The following is a 17,787-nucleotide window of genomic DNA, read 5'->3' as shown; positions in this document are numbered from 1 at the left end:
GAACGTTTCCGTGTAGGAGCTACATGCCAAATGGCGCATAAGAGGGCGGGGGAGGCGTCCAGTACCGCATGGCGAGAAAGCGCTCGTTATTGGCATCGACGGCAATCCGCTGCCGGGCTAGCTCACCGATCCGATCGACTTGCCGCTCTCCGAGTAACCTCCAGGAACCCACCGATGCTCGTCAGCTTTCCTTTCTTGCGCGTGCCCAAACCGCGGACCGACGATGACCAGAACGACGGGACATTCGGCCTTGGGGAAAAGAGCGGCAAAGGCGCTTTCCCCGTCAGTCACCAGTTCGGTTGGCACGGTGGCGTGCATCTGGTGGCGCCCGGTGGGGACGCGAATCCGGAGCCGGTGCGTGCTATCGCCGATGGCGAAATCGTGTACGCGCGCCCCAGCGCCCCTAAACCGAAGACCACGCCCACCGGCGAAGAACGCGACGCCAACCCGCTGTACTACTACGCCGGCTGGACCAGCAACGGTGTTGTCATCCTCAAGCACCGGACCGAAATCGGCGAGGGTGTCGAGGTTGTGTTCTATTCGATCTACCAGCACCTGAGCACTGTGGCGAAGGCCGACTGGAAGAGTGGTGACAAGGTGTATCGCAAGGACCCCATCGGCAAGGCCGGCGACATCTATGGCAAGTCCAATCGGATCCACTTCGAAATCGTCGCGGACAAAGCGAACGTGGAGCGGTTAATGGGGCGTAGCGAAGGCAAACTGGAGGTCGCAGAAGGGCGGCGCAGCTGTGTCTGGGGCGACATGCACATCGTGATTCCCGCCGGCGTGCCCCTGTACGCGGTCAATCCACGGACTGAAACCCGGAAATATGTTGTGCGGGCCTTCAATTCCACGGTGGGTGCGGCCAACGACACGCTCGAAAGCGTCGCGCAGCGCTTTCGCACAACGCCGGCGCGCATTCTCGCGCTCAATGGCAAGACAGAGGCACAGGCGGGCGATTGGTGGCCGAAGGTCACCGGCGCATACCAAATTGCGATGGCGTCAGCCACGAAGCGGCCCCCACTACCCACGGACGCGCAACGCACTATCCGCGTACCCGCGGTCTATGGGGCGGCGGCCGCGACGCCACCCGATGATCTGACCGCCGAGGTGTGGGCGCAGTGGACGGTACAGCCCATAGGCCGAACAAGGGAAGTGCTGATCGTCACCCTGAGCGAGGCGCGCGGCGACATTACCCTGATTACGCGCGACGTCACCGGCGAGCGCCGAGGTAACGTGTCCGAGCCCCAAGGGGGCTACAACCTGTACAAGACCGCGGTAGACACCTACCCCGGCTGCCCCAGCGCCGGCTACGAGATGCTGCGCTTCGGACGCATCCTCGGGCCCGACGCGCCTGCCGCGACGGACCTGCACGAAGGCCGCTTGCCGCATTTTCGCAAGATCGCGCTCGACGGGAGCACGACCGCCTTCGTCGACCTCAATTGTGCCGGCACGAAGGCTTACAGCGACGCCGACTTTCCCCATTGGCAAGGCTGGACCTTTATCGACGACGATACCGACGGCAACAGCCGTTGCGACTCGATGCAGTTACTCGATCTGATCGAGCCCCGCCCCCGAACGCAGCATCCCGTCCCGGAGCCCGGCTCCGGCGAAGCGTCGCAAGGTGTCGCCACGGTCATCGACGCCGCTACCCAGCATCGTGGTCGGCTGATTCGCGCCTACGCTAAAGCGCAGACGGGCGAAATGCGCGAGCGCTTGAGCTACTGCGTGGTCAAGATGCCCAGCGAATGGGCAGGGGACGATTTCGACACGCGCTGGGACTGGCTGAAAGGTGTCGAAGGGCAGAACCCGGTCGCCAATATTCTGTTCCCGATGTGTCTGGGCGACCCGGCGTATGAAAGGCTCAAACGTCATCACCAGGCCTTGGCGTTTTGGGAGGACGCGGTGGCGAAAGGACTGACACTGGATAAAGAGCATTATCACTTTCATCCGATGAAGTTTATTCGGTCATTCTGCAAATGTAGATGGCTGAGTGACAGTGAGATGCGTCAGTTGCTGCCGATGGACATCATCCGGCAGCAGGGCGCATCCTATTTTTTCGAGTCTCCCAGCATGACCGTGCGCAACCGACAGAGTGGACTTAGTGCTGAGATAAACATCGCCACCTATCGCACGTGCTTGAATCTGATGCATAGAAAATATGCGATAGATACGCCAGAAAGAATGGCCGCGTTCTATGCAAACGCAACTCAAGAAACTTGGTGGTTGCAGAAGCTGCATGAGATGAATCGGTCGGAGCGGTATTCTCCTTGGGATGGCAGAGGATTCCTGCAACTCACCTGGCCAGAAAATTACATTGAATATTGGGCGTTCAGAGGCAGACGGATTGATGATGGACTCAAATCTCGCCTGCGAACGGCGGTCGGTGAAGTGCAGAGAACACGCAACAACGTGCATTTGACCGACGCCATTATTCAAATGCCGGAAAACATGATCGTGTTGCGAGATGCTGTCGCAACGAATCCTGACGACGCGACCCAGAGTGCCGGGGTGTATTGGTCTTGGATGGGGGCGTCACGATATGCAGATGCGACGCTTCCTTTGCAGAGAGGGGTTGCGCGAACGAATGCTGGAGAAAAGGCCTACTACTTCAATGAGAGCTTCCGTAAAGTAGGAGCCTCCATCAACTATCCCAGATTTGTCGACATTCCGGGTAGAACGTATAACGGATACGTTGATCGATGCACTTCGTATGCGAATGCACTTGTAGTACTGGCGGATGATGTCCAGTTTCCACAGCCGGATGGCACAAACGACCCGTATCCGCAGGACTTTCGGAGGAGGTGTCCATGAAAATGCTTCTTGCGGTCTTTGTTGCCATGATCGTGTCGGCACCGGTCTACTCGAATGGAGTGTTGTCGACGGATGCGCAGATATTGCCGCTGGGCTCTGATGGACAGGGTGAGAGCCATAGCGTAGGAAACTGCCACTTTACCGTCGACAACGAGCCAGATACGGCAGAGTATTATCTTCGCTATGCTAGAGATGAGTATGCAACATATGTGACTCGGCTATCTGATATTCAACCGCCAGTCACTGTAGCACTTACGCTCGGCTGCGAAAATGACGATAATGATGATTTGGATGGTGTAATGGGGGGTAATGAAAATATCGTTAAATATTCGCGAGAAGGAACTTGGTCGTTATCAAAGGAGGCTTCGCGACGGAAGGATCCAAAGTTGGTTGTCTGGAATATAAAGAACGGGGCCACGAGGGGGTACGTCTTGATGGCAATTTCAGAGAAAAATCCGTCGCAGAGCAGCGCGGGTTTCTGCGTGACCAATCAACAAGCGGTCTTGTGTGGAAGTACTTCCCTATCCGCTGCTTTGTTGCAGGAGGGAATTACGACATCACTTGTGAACTTGATCCGGGGAATCAAGCTCATTCCTCGTCAGTTGCCAGACATCAAGCGATAGATGAAAAGAGATAGTCCCGATAACAGGGGCAGACTCACTTCTTCCCTGACTGTCCGTCAGGAAATAAGCCTGATCCCCGTTCTTGCATCACAAGTCCTGTTGCTTGACCAACCCGCTTTCCCGGACGACGGTAGGCGCCACCATCGATCCGCTAGAAGGCGTCGCGCAATACTTCGTTGATTCCCACGTGACGATGTGGCGACCGGTACGATTTTGCTTGGCGATGCCGCCCGATTGCCCATGCTGTCGGCAGGGCCATGCACGGACCGCGGCGACGCGCGAGAATCGTGCGTCGCGACGCGCACCCGCCGGCCGGTTCCCGCATGAACCGACCGGCCCGGGCATCGGCGACCCGGATTTTTCCCTGACCGACAGACAGAAGAGGAGCGAAACGATGCCGAAAGCAATCCGATACGACCAGCCGGGCGGCCCGGACGTGATGAAGTGGGTCGATGTCGAGGTCGGCGAGCCGAAGGCGGGTGAAGTCCGCATTCGGCAGCACGCGGTCGGGCTCAACTACATCGACGTGTATTTCCGCACCGGCCTTTATTCGCAGCCGCTGCCCGGCGGTCTCGGGATGGAGGCGGCGGGCGAGGTGACGGCCGTCGGCGAAGGCGTGACCGCGCTCAAGGCGGGCGACCGCGTCGCGTACGTCGGGCAGCCGCCGGGCGCGTATGCGCAGGAGCGCGTGATGCCGGCCGAGCGGCTCGTGAAGCTGCCGGACGGCATCAGCTACGACGACGCGGCGTCGGTGATGCTGCAGGGCCTGACCGCGCACTACCTGCTGCGCCGCACGTACCCGGTGAAGGCCGGCGACACGATCCTGATCCACGCGGCGGCCGGCGGCGTCGGCCTGCTGGTGTGCCAATGGGCGAAGGCGCTCGGCGCGACCGTGATCGGCACGGTCGGCTCCGACGAGAAAGCCGCGCTCGCGAAGGCGCACGGTTGCGACCATCCGATCGTCTACACGCGCGAGAACTTCACACAGCGCGTGAAGGAGATCACGAACGGCGCGGGCGTGCCCGTCGTCTACGACTCGATCGGCAAGGACACCTACATCGGCTCGCTCGACTGCCTCGCGCCGCTCGGCTACTTCGTCAGCTTCGGCAACGCGTCGGGCCCGCTGCCGGCGATCGATTCGAAGGAGTTCTCGTCGCGCGGCTCGCTGTTCTTCACGCGGCCGACGCTGTTCTCGTACATCGCGAAGCGCGCCGATCTCGAATCCGCGGCCGCCGAGCTGTTCGACGTGATCCTGTCGGGCAAGGTGAAAACCAGCATCAACCAGCGCTATCCGCTCGCGGAAGTCGGCCGCGCGCATGCCGACCTCGAGTCGCGCAACACCACCGGCTCGACGATCCTCGTTCCCTGATACATCCCTTCGTGCCGGCATCATGTCGGCACGCCCTCCCGGCGGGCGGCACCGGCGTGTCGCCCGTCCTGCCCGTCGTTCCGCCCGCCGTTCCGCCGCCCGCGTTTACACGTTTTTTATACCCGCCCCGATACCTTTGACCCGTCCTTTACGTGCGTTCCCATAAGGTTCTAGTCGTCTGATTTCGACGATGGAGAACAGAAAAATGGATGGGGTTTTCATCGGCGCACTGGTGCTCTTCACCACGCTGATCCTCGGTTTGGTTGCCGGTTGCGACAAGCTCGTGCAATACGGTCGCGGGGGGCGAGCATGACCTGGATGCTCTGGCTGGCGGGCGCCTCGACGGCACTGCTGTTCGCGTATCTCGTCTTTGCGCTGCTGCGCGCGGAGGACATCGAATGAACGCGAACAACCTGTTTCAGACGCTGCTCTTCGTCGTCGTGCTGCTGGCGGCGGCCGTGCCGGTCGCGCGCTACCTGTCCGCCGTGATGGACGGCAGTTCGCGCGTCGTGCGCGTGTTCGGGCCGCTCGAGCGCGCGCTGTACCGCATTGCCGGCGTCGACGCCGGCAGCGAGATGAACTGGAAGCAGTACGCGATCGCGACGATCGCGTTCAACGCGCTCGGCGCGCTGTTCCTCTACGGCCTGCTGCGCCTGCAGGGCTTCCTGCCCGGCAACCCGCAGCAATTCGGCGCGATGACGGTCGACGGCGCGTTCAACACGGCCGTCAGCTTCGTCACCAACACGAACTGGCAGGATTACACGCCCGAGCAGACCGTCAGCTACCTGACGCAGATGCTCGGCCTGACCGTGCAGAACTTCCTGTCGGCGGCGACCGGCATCGTCGTCGTGATCGCGCTGATCCGCGGCTTCGCGCGTCATACCGCGCAGACCATCGGCAACTTCTGGGTCGACCTCACGCGCGTGACGATGTACGTGCTCGTGCCGATGTCGATGATCGTCGCCGCGCTGCTGATGAGCCAGGGCGTGATCCAGAACATGAAGGCGTACCAGGACGTGCCGGTGCTGCAGGCGAGCACCTATGCGGCGCCGAAGCTCGACGCGCAGGGCAATCCGGTGAAGGACGACAAGGGCAACGCGGTCACGGTGCCGACCCCGCTCACGAAGCAGACGCTCGCGATGGGCCCGGTCGCGTCGCAGGAAGCGATCAAGATGCTCGGCACCAACGGCGGCGGCTTCTTCAACGCGAACTCCGCGCACCCGTACGAGAACCCGACGCCGTTCGCGAACTTCCTGCAGATCTTCTCGATCCTGATCATCCCGGCCGCGCTGTGTCTCGTGTTCGGCCGGATGATCGGCGACCGCCGGCAGGGCATCGCGGTGCTCGCGGCGATGACCGTCGCGTTCGTGCTCGCGATCGGCGTCGAGGTGAGCGCCGAGCAGGGCGGCAACCCGACGCTCGCCGCGCTTCACGTCGACCAGTCGACGGGCGCGCTGCAGCCGGGCGGCAACATGGAAGGCAAGGAAACGCGCTTCGGGATCGCGCAGACCGGCATCTTCACGGTCGCGACGACGGCCGCGTCGTGCGGCGCGGTCGACACGATGCACGATTCGCTGACGCCGCTCGGCGGCCTCGTGCCGATGCTGCTGATGCAGCTCGGCGAGGTGATCTACGGCGGAGTCGGCTCGGGTCTCTACGGGATGCTCGTGTTCGCGCTGCTCGCGGTGTTCGTCGCCGGCCTGATGATCGGCCGCACGCCGGAATACGTCGGCAAGAAGATCGAAGCGTACGAGATGAAGATGGTGTCGATCGTCGTGCTGCTCACGCCGCTGCTCGTACTGGTCGGCACGTCGATCGCCGTGCTCGCCGATGCGGGCAAGGCCGGCATCTCGAATCCCGGCCCGCACGGCTTCTCGGAAATCCTGTACGCGTTCAGCTCGGCCGCGAACAACAACGGCAGCGCGTTCGCGGGCCTGACGGTCGGCACGCCGTTCTACAACTGGATGACCGCGATCGCGATGTGGTTCGGCCGCTTCGGCACGATCGTGCCGGTGCTGGCGATCGCCGGCTCGCTGGCCGCGAAGAAGCGCATCGCGGTGACGAGCGGCACGCTGCCGACGCACGGTCCGCTGTTCGTCGTGCTGCTGCTCGGCACGGTGCTGCTGGTGGGCGCGCTGACCTACGTGCCGGCGCTCGCGCTCGGCCCGGGCGTCGAGCACCTGATGATGTGGCTGGGCGCATGACGCGCGGCGACACGTTGAAAAGACTCGAGAGATTGAAGAGATCGCAATGACTCAACATTCCGCAACACGGTCCATGTTCGATCCGGCGCTGCTGCGCCCGGCGATCGTGGACTCGTTCAAGAAACTCACGCCGCGCACGCAGTTCCGCAACCCGGTGATGTTCTGCGTGTACGTCGGCAGCATCCTGACCACGATCCTGTGGATCGCGGCGCTCGCCGGCCAGGCCGAGGCGCCCGCGGGCTTCATCCTCGCGATCGCGCTGTGGCTGTGGTTCACCGTGCTGTTCGCGAACTTCGCCGAGGCGCTCGCCGAAGGGCGCTCGAAGGCGCAGGCCGCGTCGCTGCGCAGTGCGAAGAAGGACGTGATGGCGAAGAAGCTCAACGAGCCGCATCCGAAGTCGCCGATCCGCATCACGACCGCGACCGAGCTGCGCCGTGGCGACGTCGTGCTGGTCGAGGCCGGCGACGTGATCCCGGCCGACGGCGAGGTGGTCGACGGTGTCGCGTCGGTCGACGAATCGGCGATCACCGGCGAATCCGCGCCGGTGATCCGCGAATCGGGCGGCGACTTCTCGTCGGTGACGGGCGGCACGCGCGTGCTGTCCGACTGGATCGTCGTCAAGGTCACCGCGAACCCCGGCGAGGCGTTTCTCGACCGGATGATCGCGATGGTCGAAGGCGCGAAGCGCAAGAAGACGCCGAACGAAATCGCGCTGACGATCCTGCTCGTCGCGCTGACGATCGTGATGCTGCTGGCAACGGCAACGCTGCTGCCGTTCTCGATGTTCTCGGTCGAGGCGATGAAGGCCGGCCACGTCGTGACGATCACCGCGCTCGTCGCGCTGCTCGTGTGCCTGATCCCGACGACGATCGGCGGGCTGCTTTCCGCGATCGGCGTGGCCGGGATGAGCCGGATGATGCAGGCGAACGTGATCGCGACGTCGGGCCGTGCGGTGGAAGCGGCCGGCGACGTCGACGTGCTGCTGCTCGACAAGACCGGCACGATCACGCTCGGTAACCGCCAGGCATCGACGTTCGTGCCGGCGCCGGGCGTGACCGAGGAAGCGCTGGCCGATGCCGCGCAGCTGTCGTCGCTCGCCGACGAAACGCCGGAAGGCCGCAGCATCGTGGTACTGGCCAAGGAACGTTTCAACATTCGCCAGCGCGACATGGCGCAGCTGCACGCGACGTTCATCGGCTTCTCGGCGCAGACGCGGATGTCCGGCGTCGACCTCCCCGGCCGCGAGATCCGCAAGGGCGCGGCCGATGCGATCCGCCAATACGTCGAGACGCACGGCAGCCGCTTCCCGGAGGAAGTGCGCCGCGCGGTCGACGAAGTCGCGCGCCGCGGCAGCACGCCGCTCGTCGTGGCCGACCTGCATGACGGTGCGGCGCGCGTGCTCGGCGTGATCGAGTTGAAGGACATCGTGAAGGGCGGCATCAAGGAGCGCTTCGCGGAGCTGCGCAAGATGGGGATCAAGACCGTGATGGTGACGGGCGACAACCGGCTGACGGCCGCGGCGATCGCGGCGGAGGCGGGCGTCGACGATTTCCTCGCGGAAGCGACGCCGGAAACCAAGCTCGCGACGATCCGCGAGCACCAGGCGGCCGGCCGGCTCGTCGCGATGACGGGCGACGGCACCAACGACGCGCCGGCGCTCGCGCAGGCCGACGTCGCCGTGGCGATGAACACCGGTACGCAGGCCGCGAAGGAAGCGGGCAACATGGTCGACCTCGACTCGAACCCGACGAAGCTGATCGAGATCGTCGAGATCGGCAAGCAGATGCTGATGACGCGCGGCTCGCTGACGACGTTCTCGATCGCGAACGACATCGCGAAATACTTCGCGATCATCCCGGCCGCGTTCGTGACCACGTACCCGCAACTGCGCGTGCTCGACATCATGCACCTGACGTCGCCGGCCTCCGCGATCCTGTCGGCGGTGATCTTCAACGCGCTGATCATCGTCGCGCTGATCCCGCTCGCGCTGAAGGGCGTCACGTACCGGCCGCTCGGCGCCGCGTCGCTCCTGCGCCGCAACCTGCTGGTGTACGGCCTCGGCGGCGTGCTGCTGCCGTTCCCGTTCATCAAGCTGATCGACATGACGCTCGCTGCACTCGGCTGGGCCTGAACCGGCCGCCATTGAAGGAAACATCATGAAAACGTTGATTCGCCCGCTCGTCGTGCTCTTCGTCGTCCTGACCGCCGTGACGGGCCTGGCTTACCCGGCCGTGATGACCGTGTTCGGCCAGGCCGTGTTCCCGTCGCAGGCGAACGGCAGCCTGATCGAGAAGGACGGCAAGCCGGTCGGCTCCGCGCTGATCGGCCAGCCGTTCGATGCGCCGAAGTACTTCTGGGGCCGGCTGTCGGCCACGGCCCCGATGCCGTACAACGCGACCGGCTCCGGCGGCTCGAACCTCGGCCCGCTGAACCCGTCGCTCGCCGACCAGGTGAAGGGGCGCATCGCCGCGCTGCGCGACGCGGGCACCGACATGTCGAAGCCCGTGCCGGTCGACCTCGTGACGGCGTCGGCGAGCGGCCTCGATCCGGAGATCACGCCGGCCGCCGCCGCGTACCAGGTCGAGCGCGTCGCGAAGGCGCGCAACCTGACGCCCGACGCGGTCGCGCAGCTCGTCGCCGCGAACACGACGGGCCGCCAGTTCGGCGTGCTCGGCGAGGCGCGCGTGAACGTGCTGAAGCTGAACCTCGCGCTCGACGCGGCGCAGGCCGCGCACTGAGCGCGTCCGGCAACCGGCGCCCGGCGCGGTCAGCCCGCGCCGGGCGCGCCTTTTCCCGACGGCGCTTGCGCCGTCTTTGCCTTTTGCGGCGATTTGGAACAACAATGCTCGTACTCGCGCGCATCCGGGCGCTCCGCCTTTCTGACGCATGAATCGTCCCGATCCAGACCAACTCCTCGACAAGCTGCAACGTGACGAAGAAAAGCAGCGGCGCGGCCAGCTCAAGATCTTCTTCGGCGCATCGGCCGGTGTCGGCAAGACCTACGCGATGCTGCAGGCCGCGCGCCAGCGCCTGCAGGAAGGCGTCGACGTCGTCGTCGGCATCGTCGAGACCCACGGGCGCAGCGAAACCGCCGCACTGCTCGACGGTCTCGACGTGCTGCCGCTCGCGCGCATCGACTATCGCGGCCGCACGCTCGCCGAATTCGATCTCGACGGCGCACTCGCGCGCCAGCCGCAACTGATCCTCGTCGACGAGCTCGCGCATTCGAACGTGCAGGGCGCACGTCACATGAAGCGCTGGCAGGATGTGTACGAACTGCTCGACGCGGGCATCGACGTCTATACGACCGTCAACGTCCAGCACCTCGAAAGCCTGAACGACGTGGTCGGCGCGATCACCGGCATCCGCGTGTGGGAGACGGTGCCCGACCGCGTATTCGACGCGGCCGACGAAGTCACGCTCGTCGACCTGCCGGCCGAGGAACTGCTCGAGCGGATGCGCGACGGCAAGGTCTATCTCGCGCAGCAGGCCGAGCGCGCGGTGCGCAACTTCTTCCGCAAGGGCAACCTGATCGCGCTGCGCGAGCTGGCGTTGCGGCGCACGGCCGATCGCGTCGACGCGCAGATGCGCGAATACCGCGCCGACCGTTCGATCCAGCGCATCTGGCAGGCGCGCGAACGGCTGCTCGTATGCGTCGGGCCGGGCCCCGAGGCGCCGACGCTCGTGCGCGCGGCCGCGCGGCTCGCCGCGAGCCTGAAGGCCGACTGGATCGCCGTCTATGTGGAGACGCCGCGGCTGCAGCGGCTGCCCGACGCGCGGCGGCAGCGTACGCTCGATGCGCTGAAGCTCGCCGCCGAACTCGGCGCGGAGACGGCCACGCTCGCCGGCGCCGACGCGGTCGCCGCGCTGATCGGCTATGCGAAGGTGCGCAACGTGTCGAAGATCGTCGCGGGCGGCTCGCCGAAGGTCGGGCTCGTGCGCCGCTTGGCGCGACCGTTCGGCGAGCAGCTCGCCGAACGCGCGGGCGACGTCGACCTGATGCTGATCCGTGCGTCCGCGAGCGACGAGGCGCGCGCCGCGCCGCTCGACGCGCGTGCGCGCGACTGGCGCGACGCGTTCGCGCAGTTCGGCACGCATCGCTCGCCGCCGCGGCACTACGCGTATGCGGCCGCGATCTGCACGGCGATCACGGTCGTCGCGAGCCTCGTGTCCGAGCGGCTCGACCTCACGAACCTCGTGATGCTGTACCTGCTCGGCGTCGTGTTCTCGGCCGTGCGGCTCGGGCGCGGCCCGGGCGTGCTGCAGTCGTTCCTGTCGGTGGCCGCGTTCGATTACTTCTTCGTGCCGCCGCGCATGTCGTTCTCGGTCAGCGACACGCAATACCTGCTGACCTTCTTCGGGATGCTGCTGACGTCGCTCGTGATCAGCCACCTGACGTCGACGCTGACGCGCCAGGCGAGCGTCGCGCAGCGCCGCGAGCGCCGCACCGGCGCGATCTACGCGATGGCGCGCGAGCTGGGCGCGGCGCTCACGACCGAGCAGATCGTCGAGATCGGCAGCCGCCACGTGGGCGAGGTGTTCCGCGCGCGCGTCGCGTTCCTGCTGCCCGACAGCGCGGACAAGGTGCGGCAGAAGATCGAGGAGCCCGACGCGGCCGTCACGCTGACGGGCGCCGACCTCGACAGCGACGTCGGCCAGTGGGTATACGACCAGCAGAAGCCGGCCGGCCGCGGCACGGATACGTTGCCCGCGACGGTCGCGCTGTACCTGCCGCTGAAGGCGCCGATGCGCACGCGCGGCGTGCTCGCGGTCGCGTCACGCGAACCGCGCGAACTCGAGGTACCCGAGCAGCAGCGGATGCTCGACGCATTCGCCGCGCAGATCGCACTCGCGCTCGAACGCGTGCACTACGTCGAGATCGCGCGCGACGCGCTCGTCAACATGGAATCCGAACGGTTGCGCAACTCGCTGCTGTCGGCGATCTCGCACGACCTGCGTACGCCGCTCACGACGATCGTCGGTTTCTCGTCGATGCTCGCGAACGGACGCGCGGCCGCACAGGGCGGCGACGCCGCGGCGGCCGAGCGCTTCGCGCAGCGCGAGGGCGAACTCGTCGATGCGATTCACGACGAGGCGCTGCGGATGACGGGCATCGTCACGAACCTGCTCGACATGGCGCGGCTGCAGGCCGGCAGCCTGCAGCTCAAGCGCCAGTGGTCGCTGCTCGAGGAAACCGTCGGCGCGGCGCTCGCCGCATGCAAGCGCGTGCTGTCGCGCCATCCCGCACGCGTCGTGCTGCCGGCCGACCTGCCGCTCCTGCAGATGGACGCGGTGCTGATGGAGCGCCTGTTCACCAACCTGTTCGAGAACGCGGCGAAGTACACGCCGCCCGATACGCCGCTCGAGATCGGCGCGGAGCGCGTGACCGACGACGGGCTGCCGTTCGTGCGCGTGCATGTCGACGATCACGGCCCGGGCCTGCCGGCCGGCATGGAAACGCGGATCTTCGACAAGTTCACGCGCGGCGAGAAGGAGTCGGCGACGCCGGGCATCGGGCTCGGCCTCGCGATCTGCCGCGCGATCGTCGAGGCGCACGGCGGTAAAATCGGCGCGCTCAACCGCACCGCGCCCGACGGCCACGTGACGGGCGCGCGCTTCTGGTTCACGCTGCCGGTCGAGACGCCGCCGGCCGCGCCTGCCGTATCCGACGACGAACCCGAGGTGCCGGGTGCGTCGTCCCCATCCGAGTCATTGCCAGACCATGAGTGAACCCAGCCTGACCGTCGTCCTGATCGAGGACGAAAAGCAGATCCGCCGTTTCGTGCGCGCCGCGCTCGAGGAGGAGGACATCGCGGTGTTCGAGGCCGAGACGGGCAAGCAGGGGCTGATCGACGCGGCGACGCGCAAGCCCGATCTCGTGATCGTCGACCTCGGCCTGCCCGATACCGACGGCCTCGACGTGATCCGCGAACTGCGCGGCTGGTCCGAGGTGCCGGTGATCGTGCTGTCGGCGCGCACGCAGGAAGAAGAGAAGGTCGCGGCGCTCGATGCGGGTGCCGACGATTACCTGACCAAGCCGTTCGGCGTGTCCGAACTGCGCGCGCGGATCCGCGCGCAACTGCGCCGGCGCAACCAGGGCGGCGCGAACGAGTCGCCGAAGGTGAGCTTCGGCACCGTGACGGTCGATCTCGCGCTGCGCCAGGTGTGGCGCGACGGGGAGATCGTGCACCTGACGCCGCTCGAGTACCGGTTGCTCGCCACGCTCGTGCGCCACGCGGGGCGCGTGCTCACGCACCGGCAGCTGCTGCGCGACGTGTGGGGGCCGTCGCACGTCGAAAGCCACCACTACCTGCGCATCTACATGGCGCACCTGCGCCAGAAGCTCGAGCGCGACCCGGCGCAGCCCGAGTACATCGTCACCGAGACGGGCGTCGGATACCGGCTCGTCGGCGCCGCATGACGGGCCGGGCCGGGCCGCGGCGGCGCACGTGCGCGTGACGTCGCGCGCCGGCAGGGTTGCGTCGGCGCGACAGTCCCGCGGCCGACGCGCGCGTTGCACACCCGGCGCTCATTCCCCGTTATCCTGACCGCTCCGCGAACGAAAACGAGGAGCGTGCAATGTCCGTCCGTCTGGTCGTCATCTGTGCGCTGGCGCTTGCCGCGTCTGGCGCGTTCGCCCAACCGCTGCCGCCCGGGCAGCAACCGCCGTCGTCCCAGCAGGCGACGGCCAATCCCGCATCGGTCAATTGCACCAAGCTCGGCGGCCACCACACGGTACGCAACCTGTCGAGCGGGCAGGTCGGCATGTGCGTGTTCAAGGACGGCCGCGTGTGCGAGGAGTGGGCGCTGTACCGCGACGACCGCTGCGTCGGCGGCGCGACGCCGAAGCGCGTCTCGAACTGACCGGGCCCGGCCGGTCGCGCCCCCGGCCGGCCGCCGGCGTGTCCGTAAGCATCTTGTTATACTCGGCGCCGCCCGGGGACGACCCCGGGACATTCGCTTCAACGGGGACGGCCCCATCCGATACGGAGTACGTCGGGATGGCGTGGGTATGGTTGTTGATTGCCGGTTTGCTGGAAGTGGCCTGGGCGGCCGGCCTGAAATCGTCGGACGGCTTCACGAAGCTCGGTCCGTCGGTGTTTACGATCGTGACGGCGCTGGCCAGCTTCGGGCTGCTCGCGGTCGCGATGCGCCAGTTGCCGCTCGGCACCGCGTACGCGGTGTGGACGGGCATCGGCGCGGTCGGTGCGTTCGTGTTCGGCATCGTGATGATGGGCGAGGCGCTGACCGCCGCGCGCGTCGCGAGTGCCGCGCTGATCGTCGCGGGGCTGATCGGCCTCAAGCTGTCGTCGGCGGCCTGACGACCGCATCCGGGTGCGCCCGCGCCCGGGTGCCGCGCCGCGGAATTGCGCCGGCCGCCCGTCCGGCCTGTCTATAATGGAACGCATTCGGGCCTGAATACCGTCGTGCTTCTCGCGGCACGCGGTGCCGGTCGCCACGCGCCACGCGGCCGGTCTGTCCGACCCGATCCGATCAATCGGCAAAGCGCACGGAAAGTGCAAGGAGAGGGCCATGATCGAAGCCATTTCGCTCGGCGCGGGGCTCGCGTGGGCGAGCGGCCTGCGCCTGTACCTGACGGTGCTGATCGCCGGCCTGCTGGCGCGGTTCGGCTGGCTGCACCTGCCCGACACGCTGGCCGTCCTGACGTCGCCGTGGGTCATCGGCGCCGCGGCCGTGCTCACCGTCACCGAATTCCTTGCCGACAAGATCCCCGCGTTCGACTCGCTGTGGGATGCCGTGCACACCTTCATCCGCATTCCGGCCGGCGCCGTGCTCGCGGCCGGCGCGCTCGGCCATGCCGATCCGACCGTGCTTGCGGTCGCGGGGCTCGCCGGCGGTTCGCTCGCCGGTGCCGCGCACGTGGCGAAGGCCGGCACACGCGCGCTGATCAACCTGTCTCCCGAACCGATTTCGAACTGGGTCGCATCGTCGACCGAGGACGGCCTCGTGGTCGGCGGGCTCGTGCTCGCGTTCTTCGTTCCGCTCGCCTTCCTGGTGCTGCTCGCCGCCTTCATCGCGGCTTCCGCGTGGGCGCTCCCGCGTCTGTGGCGGGGTGTCTCGGGCGGCTTTCGCGGCATGGCGAACCACATGGTGTCGCGGCTGAACTCGATCGGGGGGAAGCGCGATTGAAGGGGCGGCAACACGCGGCGCAGCCGCCCGCCGGGCAACCCGGCCATGAGATGCGTGCGCATGCCGGCCGCTTCGGCCTGCGCGACCTGATCCGCCAGGCTGCCCGCATGACCGCGCGCGACTGGCGCGCGGGCGAACTGACGCTGCTCGTCCTTGCACTGGTACTCGCGGTCGCGGCGCTGACGAGCGTCGGCTTCCTCGCCGACCGGCTGCGCCAGGGGCTCGAGCGCGACGCGCGCCAGATGCTCGGTGCCGATTTCGTCGTGCGGGCCGACCGCCCCGTCGATCCGTCGTTCGACCGGCAGGCTCGCGCGCTCGGCCTGCGTACCGCGACGACCGCGATCTTCCCGAGCATGATCGCGTCCGCCACGGGCGGGCAGGCGTCCGACGCGGCGCCGTCGCGCCTCGCGGCCGTGAAGGCCGTGTCTCCCGGCTATCCGTTGCGCGGCGCGGTCGAGATCCTGCCGGCCGGTGCCTCCGCCTCGCAGAAGGCGGCCGGGATTCCCGCGCCGGGCACCGTGTGGGCCGATCCGGCGCTGCTCGATGCGCTGCACCTGAAGGCGGGCGATACGGTGCGCGTCGGGTTGCGCACGTTCAAGGTCGCCGCATCGATCTCCCGCGAACTCGATCGCGGGTTTTCGTTCGTCAATTTTTCGCCGCGGCTGATGATGCGCGCGGACGAACTCGCCGCGACCGGGCTCACGGGCTACGGCAGCCGGGTCACGTACCGGCTGCTGGTCGCCGGCGACCAGCAGGCCGTCGCGCGCTTCGAAGCGTATGCGCACGCACGCGTCGACGGCGGGAAGCTGCGCGGTGCCGGTCTCGAGTCGCTGCAGGAAGGCCAGCCGCAGGTGCGGCAGACGCTGGATCGCGCGCGCCACTTCCTGACGCTCGTCGCGCTGCTCACCGCGCTGCTCGCGGCGGTCGCGATCGCGATGGCCGCGCAGCGCTACATGCGGCGCCATCTCGACGGCTGCGCGACGATGCGCTGTCTCGGCGTGAGCCGCCGCACGCTCGGCGCGTTGTTCGCGCTCGAATTCGCCGGCATCGGCATCGTATCCGGCGCCGCAGGCGCGGTGCTTGGCTACGGCGGTCACTGGGCGTTGCTGGCCGCGCTCGGCGGACTGATCGACGTGGTGCTGCCGCCGCCCACGCCGTGGCCGGCGCTGATCGGCGTGGGCGCCGCGCTCGTGCTGCTGCTCGGCTTCGCGCTGCCGCCGCTCGTGCCGCTCACGCGCGTGCCGCCGGTGCGCGTGCTGCGGCGCGAGTGGGGCGACGCGTCGCGCACCGCGTGGGCCGCGTATGCGATCGGCGTCGTGCTGTTCGCGGGGCTGCTGATCGTGGCCGCCGGCAACCTGAAGCTCGGGCTGATCGTCGCGGGCGGTTTCGCCGGCGCGCTGGTCGGTTTCGCGCTGATCGCGCGGCTCGTGCTGTTCGCCGCCGCGCGGGCGGTGCGCAACGCGCGTGTGGCCGCGGGCGTCGGCTGGCGTTACGCGCTCGCGTCGCTGCACCGGCGCGGCACGGCCAGCGCGCTGCAGATCACGGCGCTGGCGCTCGGCCTGATGTGCCTGCTGTTGATCGCGATCACGCGCAACGACCTCGTTGCGGGCTGGCGGCAGTCGACGCCGCCCGATGCGCCGAACCAGTTCCTGATCGACATCCAGCCCGACCAGCGTGCCGACGTCGCGGCGTATCTGGCCGCGCACGGCGTGCGCGACGCGGTGCCCGCGCCGATGGTGCGCGGCCGCCTCGTCGCGATCAACGGCAAGCCGGTGAATCCGGATGCCTACCCGTCCGACGAGGCCCGCCGGCTCGTCGACCGCGAGTTCAACCTGTCTTATACGACCGAGTTGCCGTCCGACAACCGGATCGTCGAAGGCGACTGGTTCGGCACCGCGGCCACGCCGCAGATCTCGATCGAGGCCGGCCTCGCGAAGACGCTGAACGTGAAGCCGGGCGACGTGCTGCGCTTCGACGTGACGGGGCTGACGGTCGACGCGCCGATCACGAGCGTGCGCAAGCTCGACTGGGGCTCGTTCCGCGTCAATTTCTTCGTGCTGATGCCGCCGCCGGTGCTGAAGGATTTCCCGGCCGTATACCTGACGAGCTTCCATCTGCCGGCCTCGGACGCCGCGTTGCTCGATCCGCTGATCGCGCGCTACCCGAACCTGACCGCGATCGACGTCGCGCCGATCCTCGCGCAGTTGCAGCGGATGATGCTGCAGGTGGTCGGTGCGGTGCAGTTCCTGTTCGCGTTCACGCTGGCGGCCGGTGTGCTCGTGCTCTACACGGCGCTGGCCGGCACGCGCGACGAGCGGGTGCGCGAGGCTGCGCTGCTGCGCGCGCTCGGCGCATCGCGGGCGCAGGTCAATGCGGTGCAGCGCGCGGAATTCATCGTGGTCGGCGCGCTGGCCGGCGCGCTGGCGTCGGCGGGTGCGATCGCGGTCGGCTGGGTGCTCGCGTCGCGCGTGTTCGACTTCCAGCTTGCCGTCGATCCGTGGCTCGTGCCGGCCGGCATCGCGGCCGGCATCGTGTGCGCCGGTGCGGCCGGCTGGCTGAGCCTGCATAATGTGCTGCGGCGCCCCGCGCTGCAGTCGCTGCGCGACGCATGAGCGTCGCCGGCGGC

General features: G+C 67.2%; 14 protein-coding genes. All 14 read left to right on the top strand.

Annotation, left to right across the window (positions count from 1 at the left end; genetic code table 11):
• The first annotated feature begins 174 nt into the window (after nt 1-174).
• The 14 genes from APZ15_RS42190 to APZ15_RS16735 all read left to right on the top strand — a co-directional run bounded on the left by APZ15_RS42190 (nt 175) and on the right by APZ15_RS16735 (nt 17,773).
• A complete protein-coding gene (locus tag APZ15_RS42190) occupies nt 175-2,814 on the top strand; it encodes a M23 family metallopeptidase (RefSeq protein ID WP_027786837.1) in 2,640 nt (879 codons plus the stop codon).
• The gene (locus APZ15_RS40955) at nt 2,811-3,437 is read left to right on the top strand and encodes a hypothetical protein (RefSeq protein ID WP_124843058.1); all 627 of its coding nucleotides are present in this window, start codon (nt 2,811-2,813) and stop codon (nt 3,435-3,437) included. Before APZ15_RS42190 ends, APZ15_RS40955 begins: the two co-directional genes overlap by 4 nt.
• A gap of 394 nt (nt 3,438-3,831) precedes the next feature.
• A complete protein-coding gene (locus tag APZ15_RS16790; protein WP_027786838.1) occupies nt 3,832-4,806 on the top strand; it encodes a quinone oxidoreductase family protein in 975 nt (324 codons plus the stop codon).
• Between the two features lie 190 nt (nt 4,807-4,996).
• A complete protein-coding gene (locus APZ15_RS42525) occupies nt 4,997-5,119 on the top strand; it encodes a hypothetical protein (RefSeq protein ID WP_255221841.1) in 123 nt (40 codons plus the stop codon).
• Nucleotides 5,116-5,208 carry a K(+)-transporting ATPase subunit F gene (kdpF, locus tag APZ15_RS16780; protein ID WP_006752209.1) on the top strand — a complete coding sequence of 31 codons (93 nt, stop codon included), beginning with the start codon at nt 5,116-5,118 and terminating at the stop codon, nt 5,206-5,208. Before APZ15_RS42525 ends, kdpF begins: the two co-directional genes overlap by 4 nt.
• Entirely contained in the window at nt 5,205-7,010 is a 1,806-nt protein-coding gene (gene kdpA / locus APZ15_RS16775; protein ID WP_027786840.1) for a potassium-transporting ATPase subunit KdpA, read from the top strand. Before kdpF ends, kdpA begins: the two co-directional genes overlap by 4 nt.
• A 46-nt stretch (nt 7,011-7,056) precedes the next feature.
• Nucleotides 7,057-9,141: a potassium-transporting ATPase subunit KdpB gene (gene kdpB / locus APZ15_RS16770; protein ID WP_027786841.1), complete on the top strand. Its 2,085-nt coding sequence runs from the start codon at nt 7,057-7,059 to the stop codon at nt 9,139-9,141.
• A gap of 25 nt (nt 9,142-9,166) precedes the next feature.
• Nucleotides 9,167-9,748 (top strand): potassium-transporting ATPase subunit KdpC, encoded by a 582-nt coding sequence (gene kdpC / locus APZ15_RS16765; RefSeq protein WP_027786842.1) that lies wholly within the window; start codon nt 9,167-9,169, stop codon nt 9,746-9,748.
• Nucleotides 9,749-9,896: 148 nt separating this feature from the next.
• Nucleotides 9,897-12,740, top strand: coding sequence for a DUF4118 domain-containing protein (locus APZ15_RS16760; protein WP_027786843.1), 2,844 nt, complete (start codon nt 9,897-9,899; stop codon nt 12,738-12,740).
• Nucleotides 12,733-13,431 (top strand): two-component system response regulator KdpE, encoded by a 699-nt coding sequence (gene kdpE, locus APZ15_RS16755; protein ID WP_027786844.1) that lies wholly within the window; start codon nt 12,733-12,735, stop codon nt 13,429-13,431. The genes APZ15_RS16760 and kdpE overlap by 8 nt, the downstream gene beginning before the upstream one ends.
• Before the next feature lie 158 nt (nt 13,432-13,589).
• Nucleotides 13,590-13,874 carry a putative hemolysin gene (locus APZ15_RS16750; RefSeq protein ID WP_027786845.1) on the top strand — a complete coding sequence of 95 codons (285 nt, stop codon included), beginning with the start codon at nt 13,590-13,592 and terminating at the stop codon, nt 13,872-13,874.
• Nucleotides 13,875-14,011: 137 nt separating this feature from the next.
• A complete protein-coding gene (gene sugE / locus APZ15_RS16745) occupies nt 14,012-14,332 on the top strand; it encodes a quaternary ammonium compound efflux SMR transporter SugE (RefSeq protein WP_027786846.1) in 321 nt (106 codons plus the stop codon).
• Nucleotides 14,333-14,543: 211 nt separating this feature from the next.
• A complete protein-coding gene (locus APZ15_RS16740; protein ID WP_027786847.1) occupies nt 14,544-15,161 on the top strand; it encodes a DUF4126 domain-containing protein in 618 nt (205 codons plus the stop codon).
• 50 nt (nt 15,162-15,211) lie between these two features.
• On the top strand, nt 15,212-17,773 hold the full coding sequence (locus APZ15_RS16735) for an ABC transporter permease (protein WP_049097169.1): 2,562 nt from the start codon (nt 15,212-15,214) through the stop codon (nt 17,771-17,773).
• Nucleotides 17,774-17,787: the final 14 nt, after the last annotated feature.

It is taken from the genome of Burkholderia cepacia ATCC 25416, assembly GCF_001411495.1.
GTDB lineage: Bacteria > Pseudomonadota > Gammaproteobacteria > Burkholderiales > Burkholderiaceae > Burkholderia > Burkholderia cepacia.
Note: the sequence above shows the minus strand (reverse complement) of the source record. Positions and strands in the feature narration are given on the sequence as shown.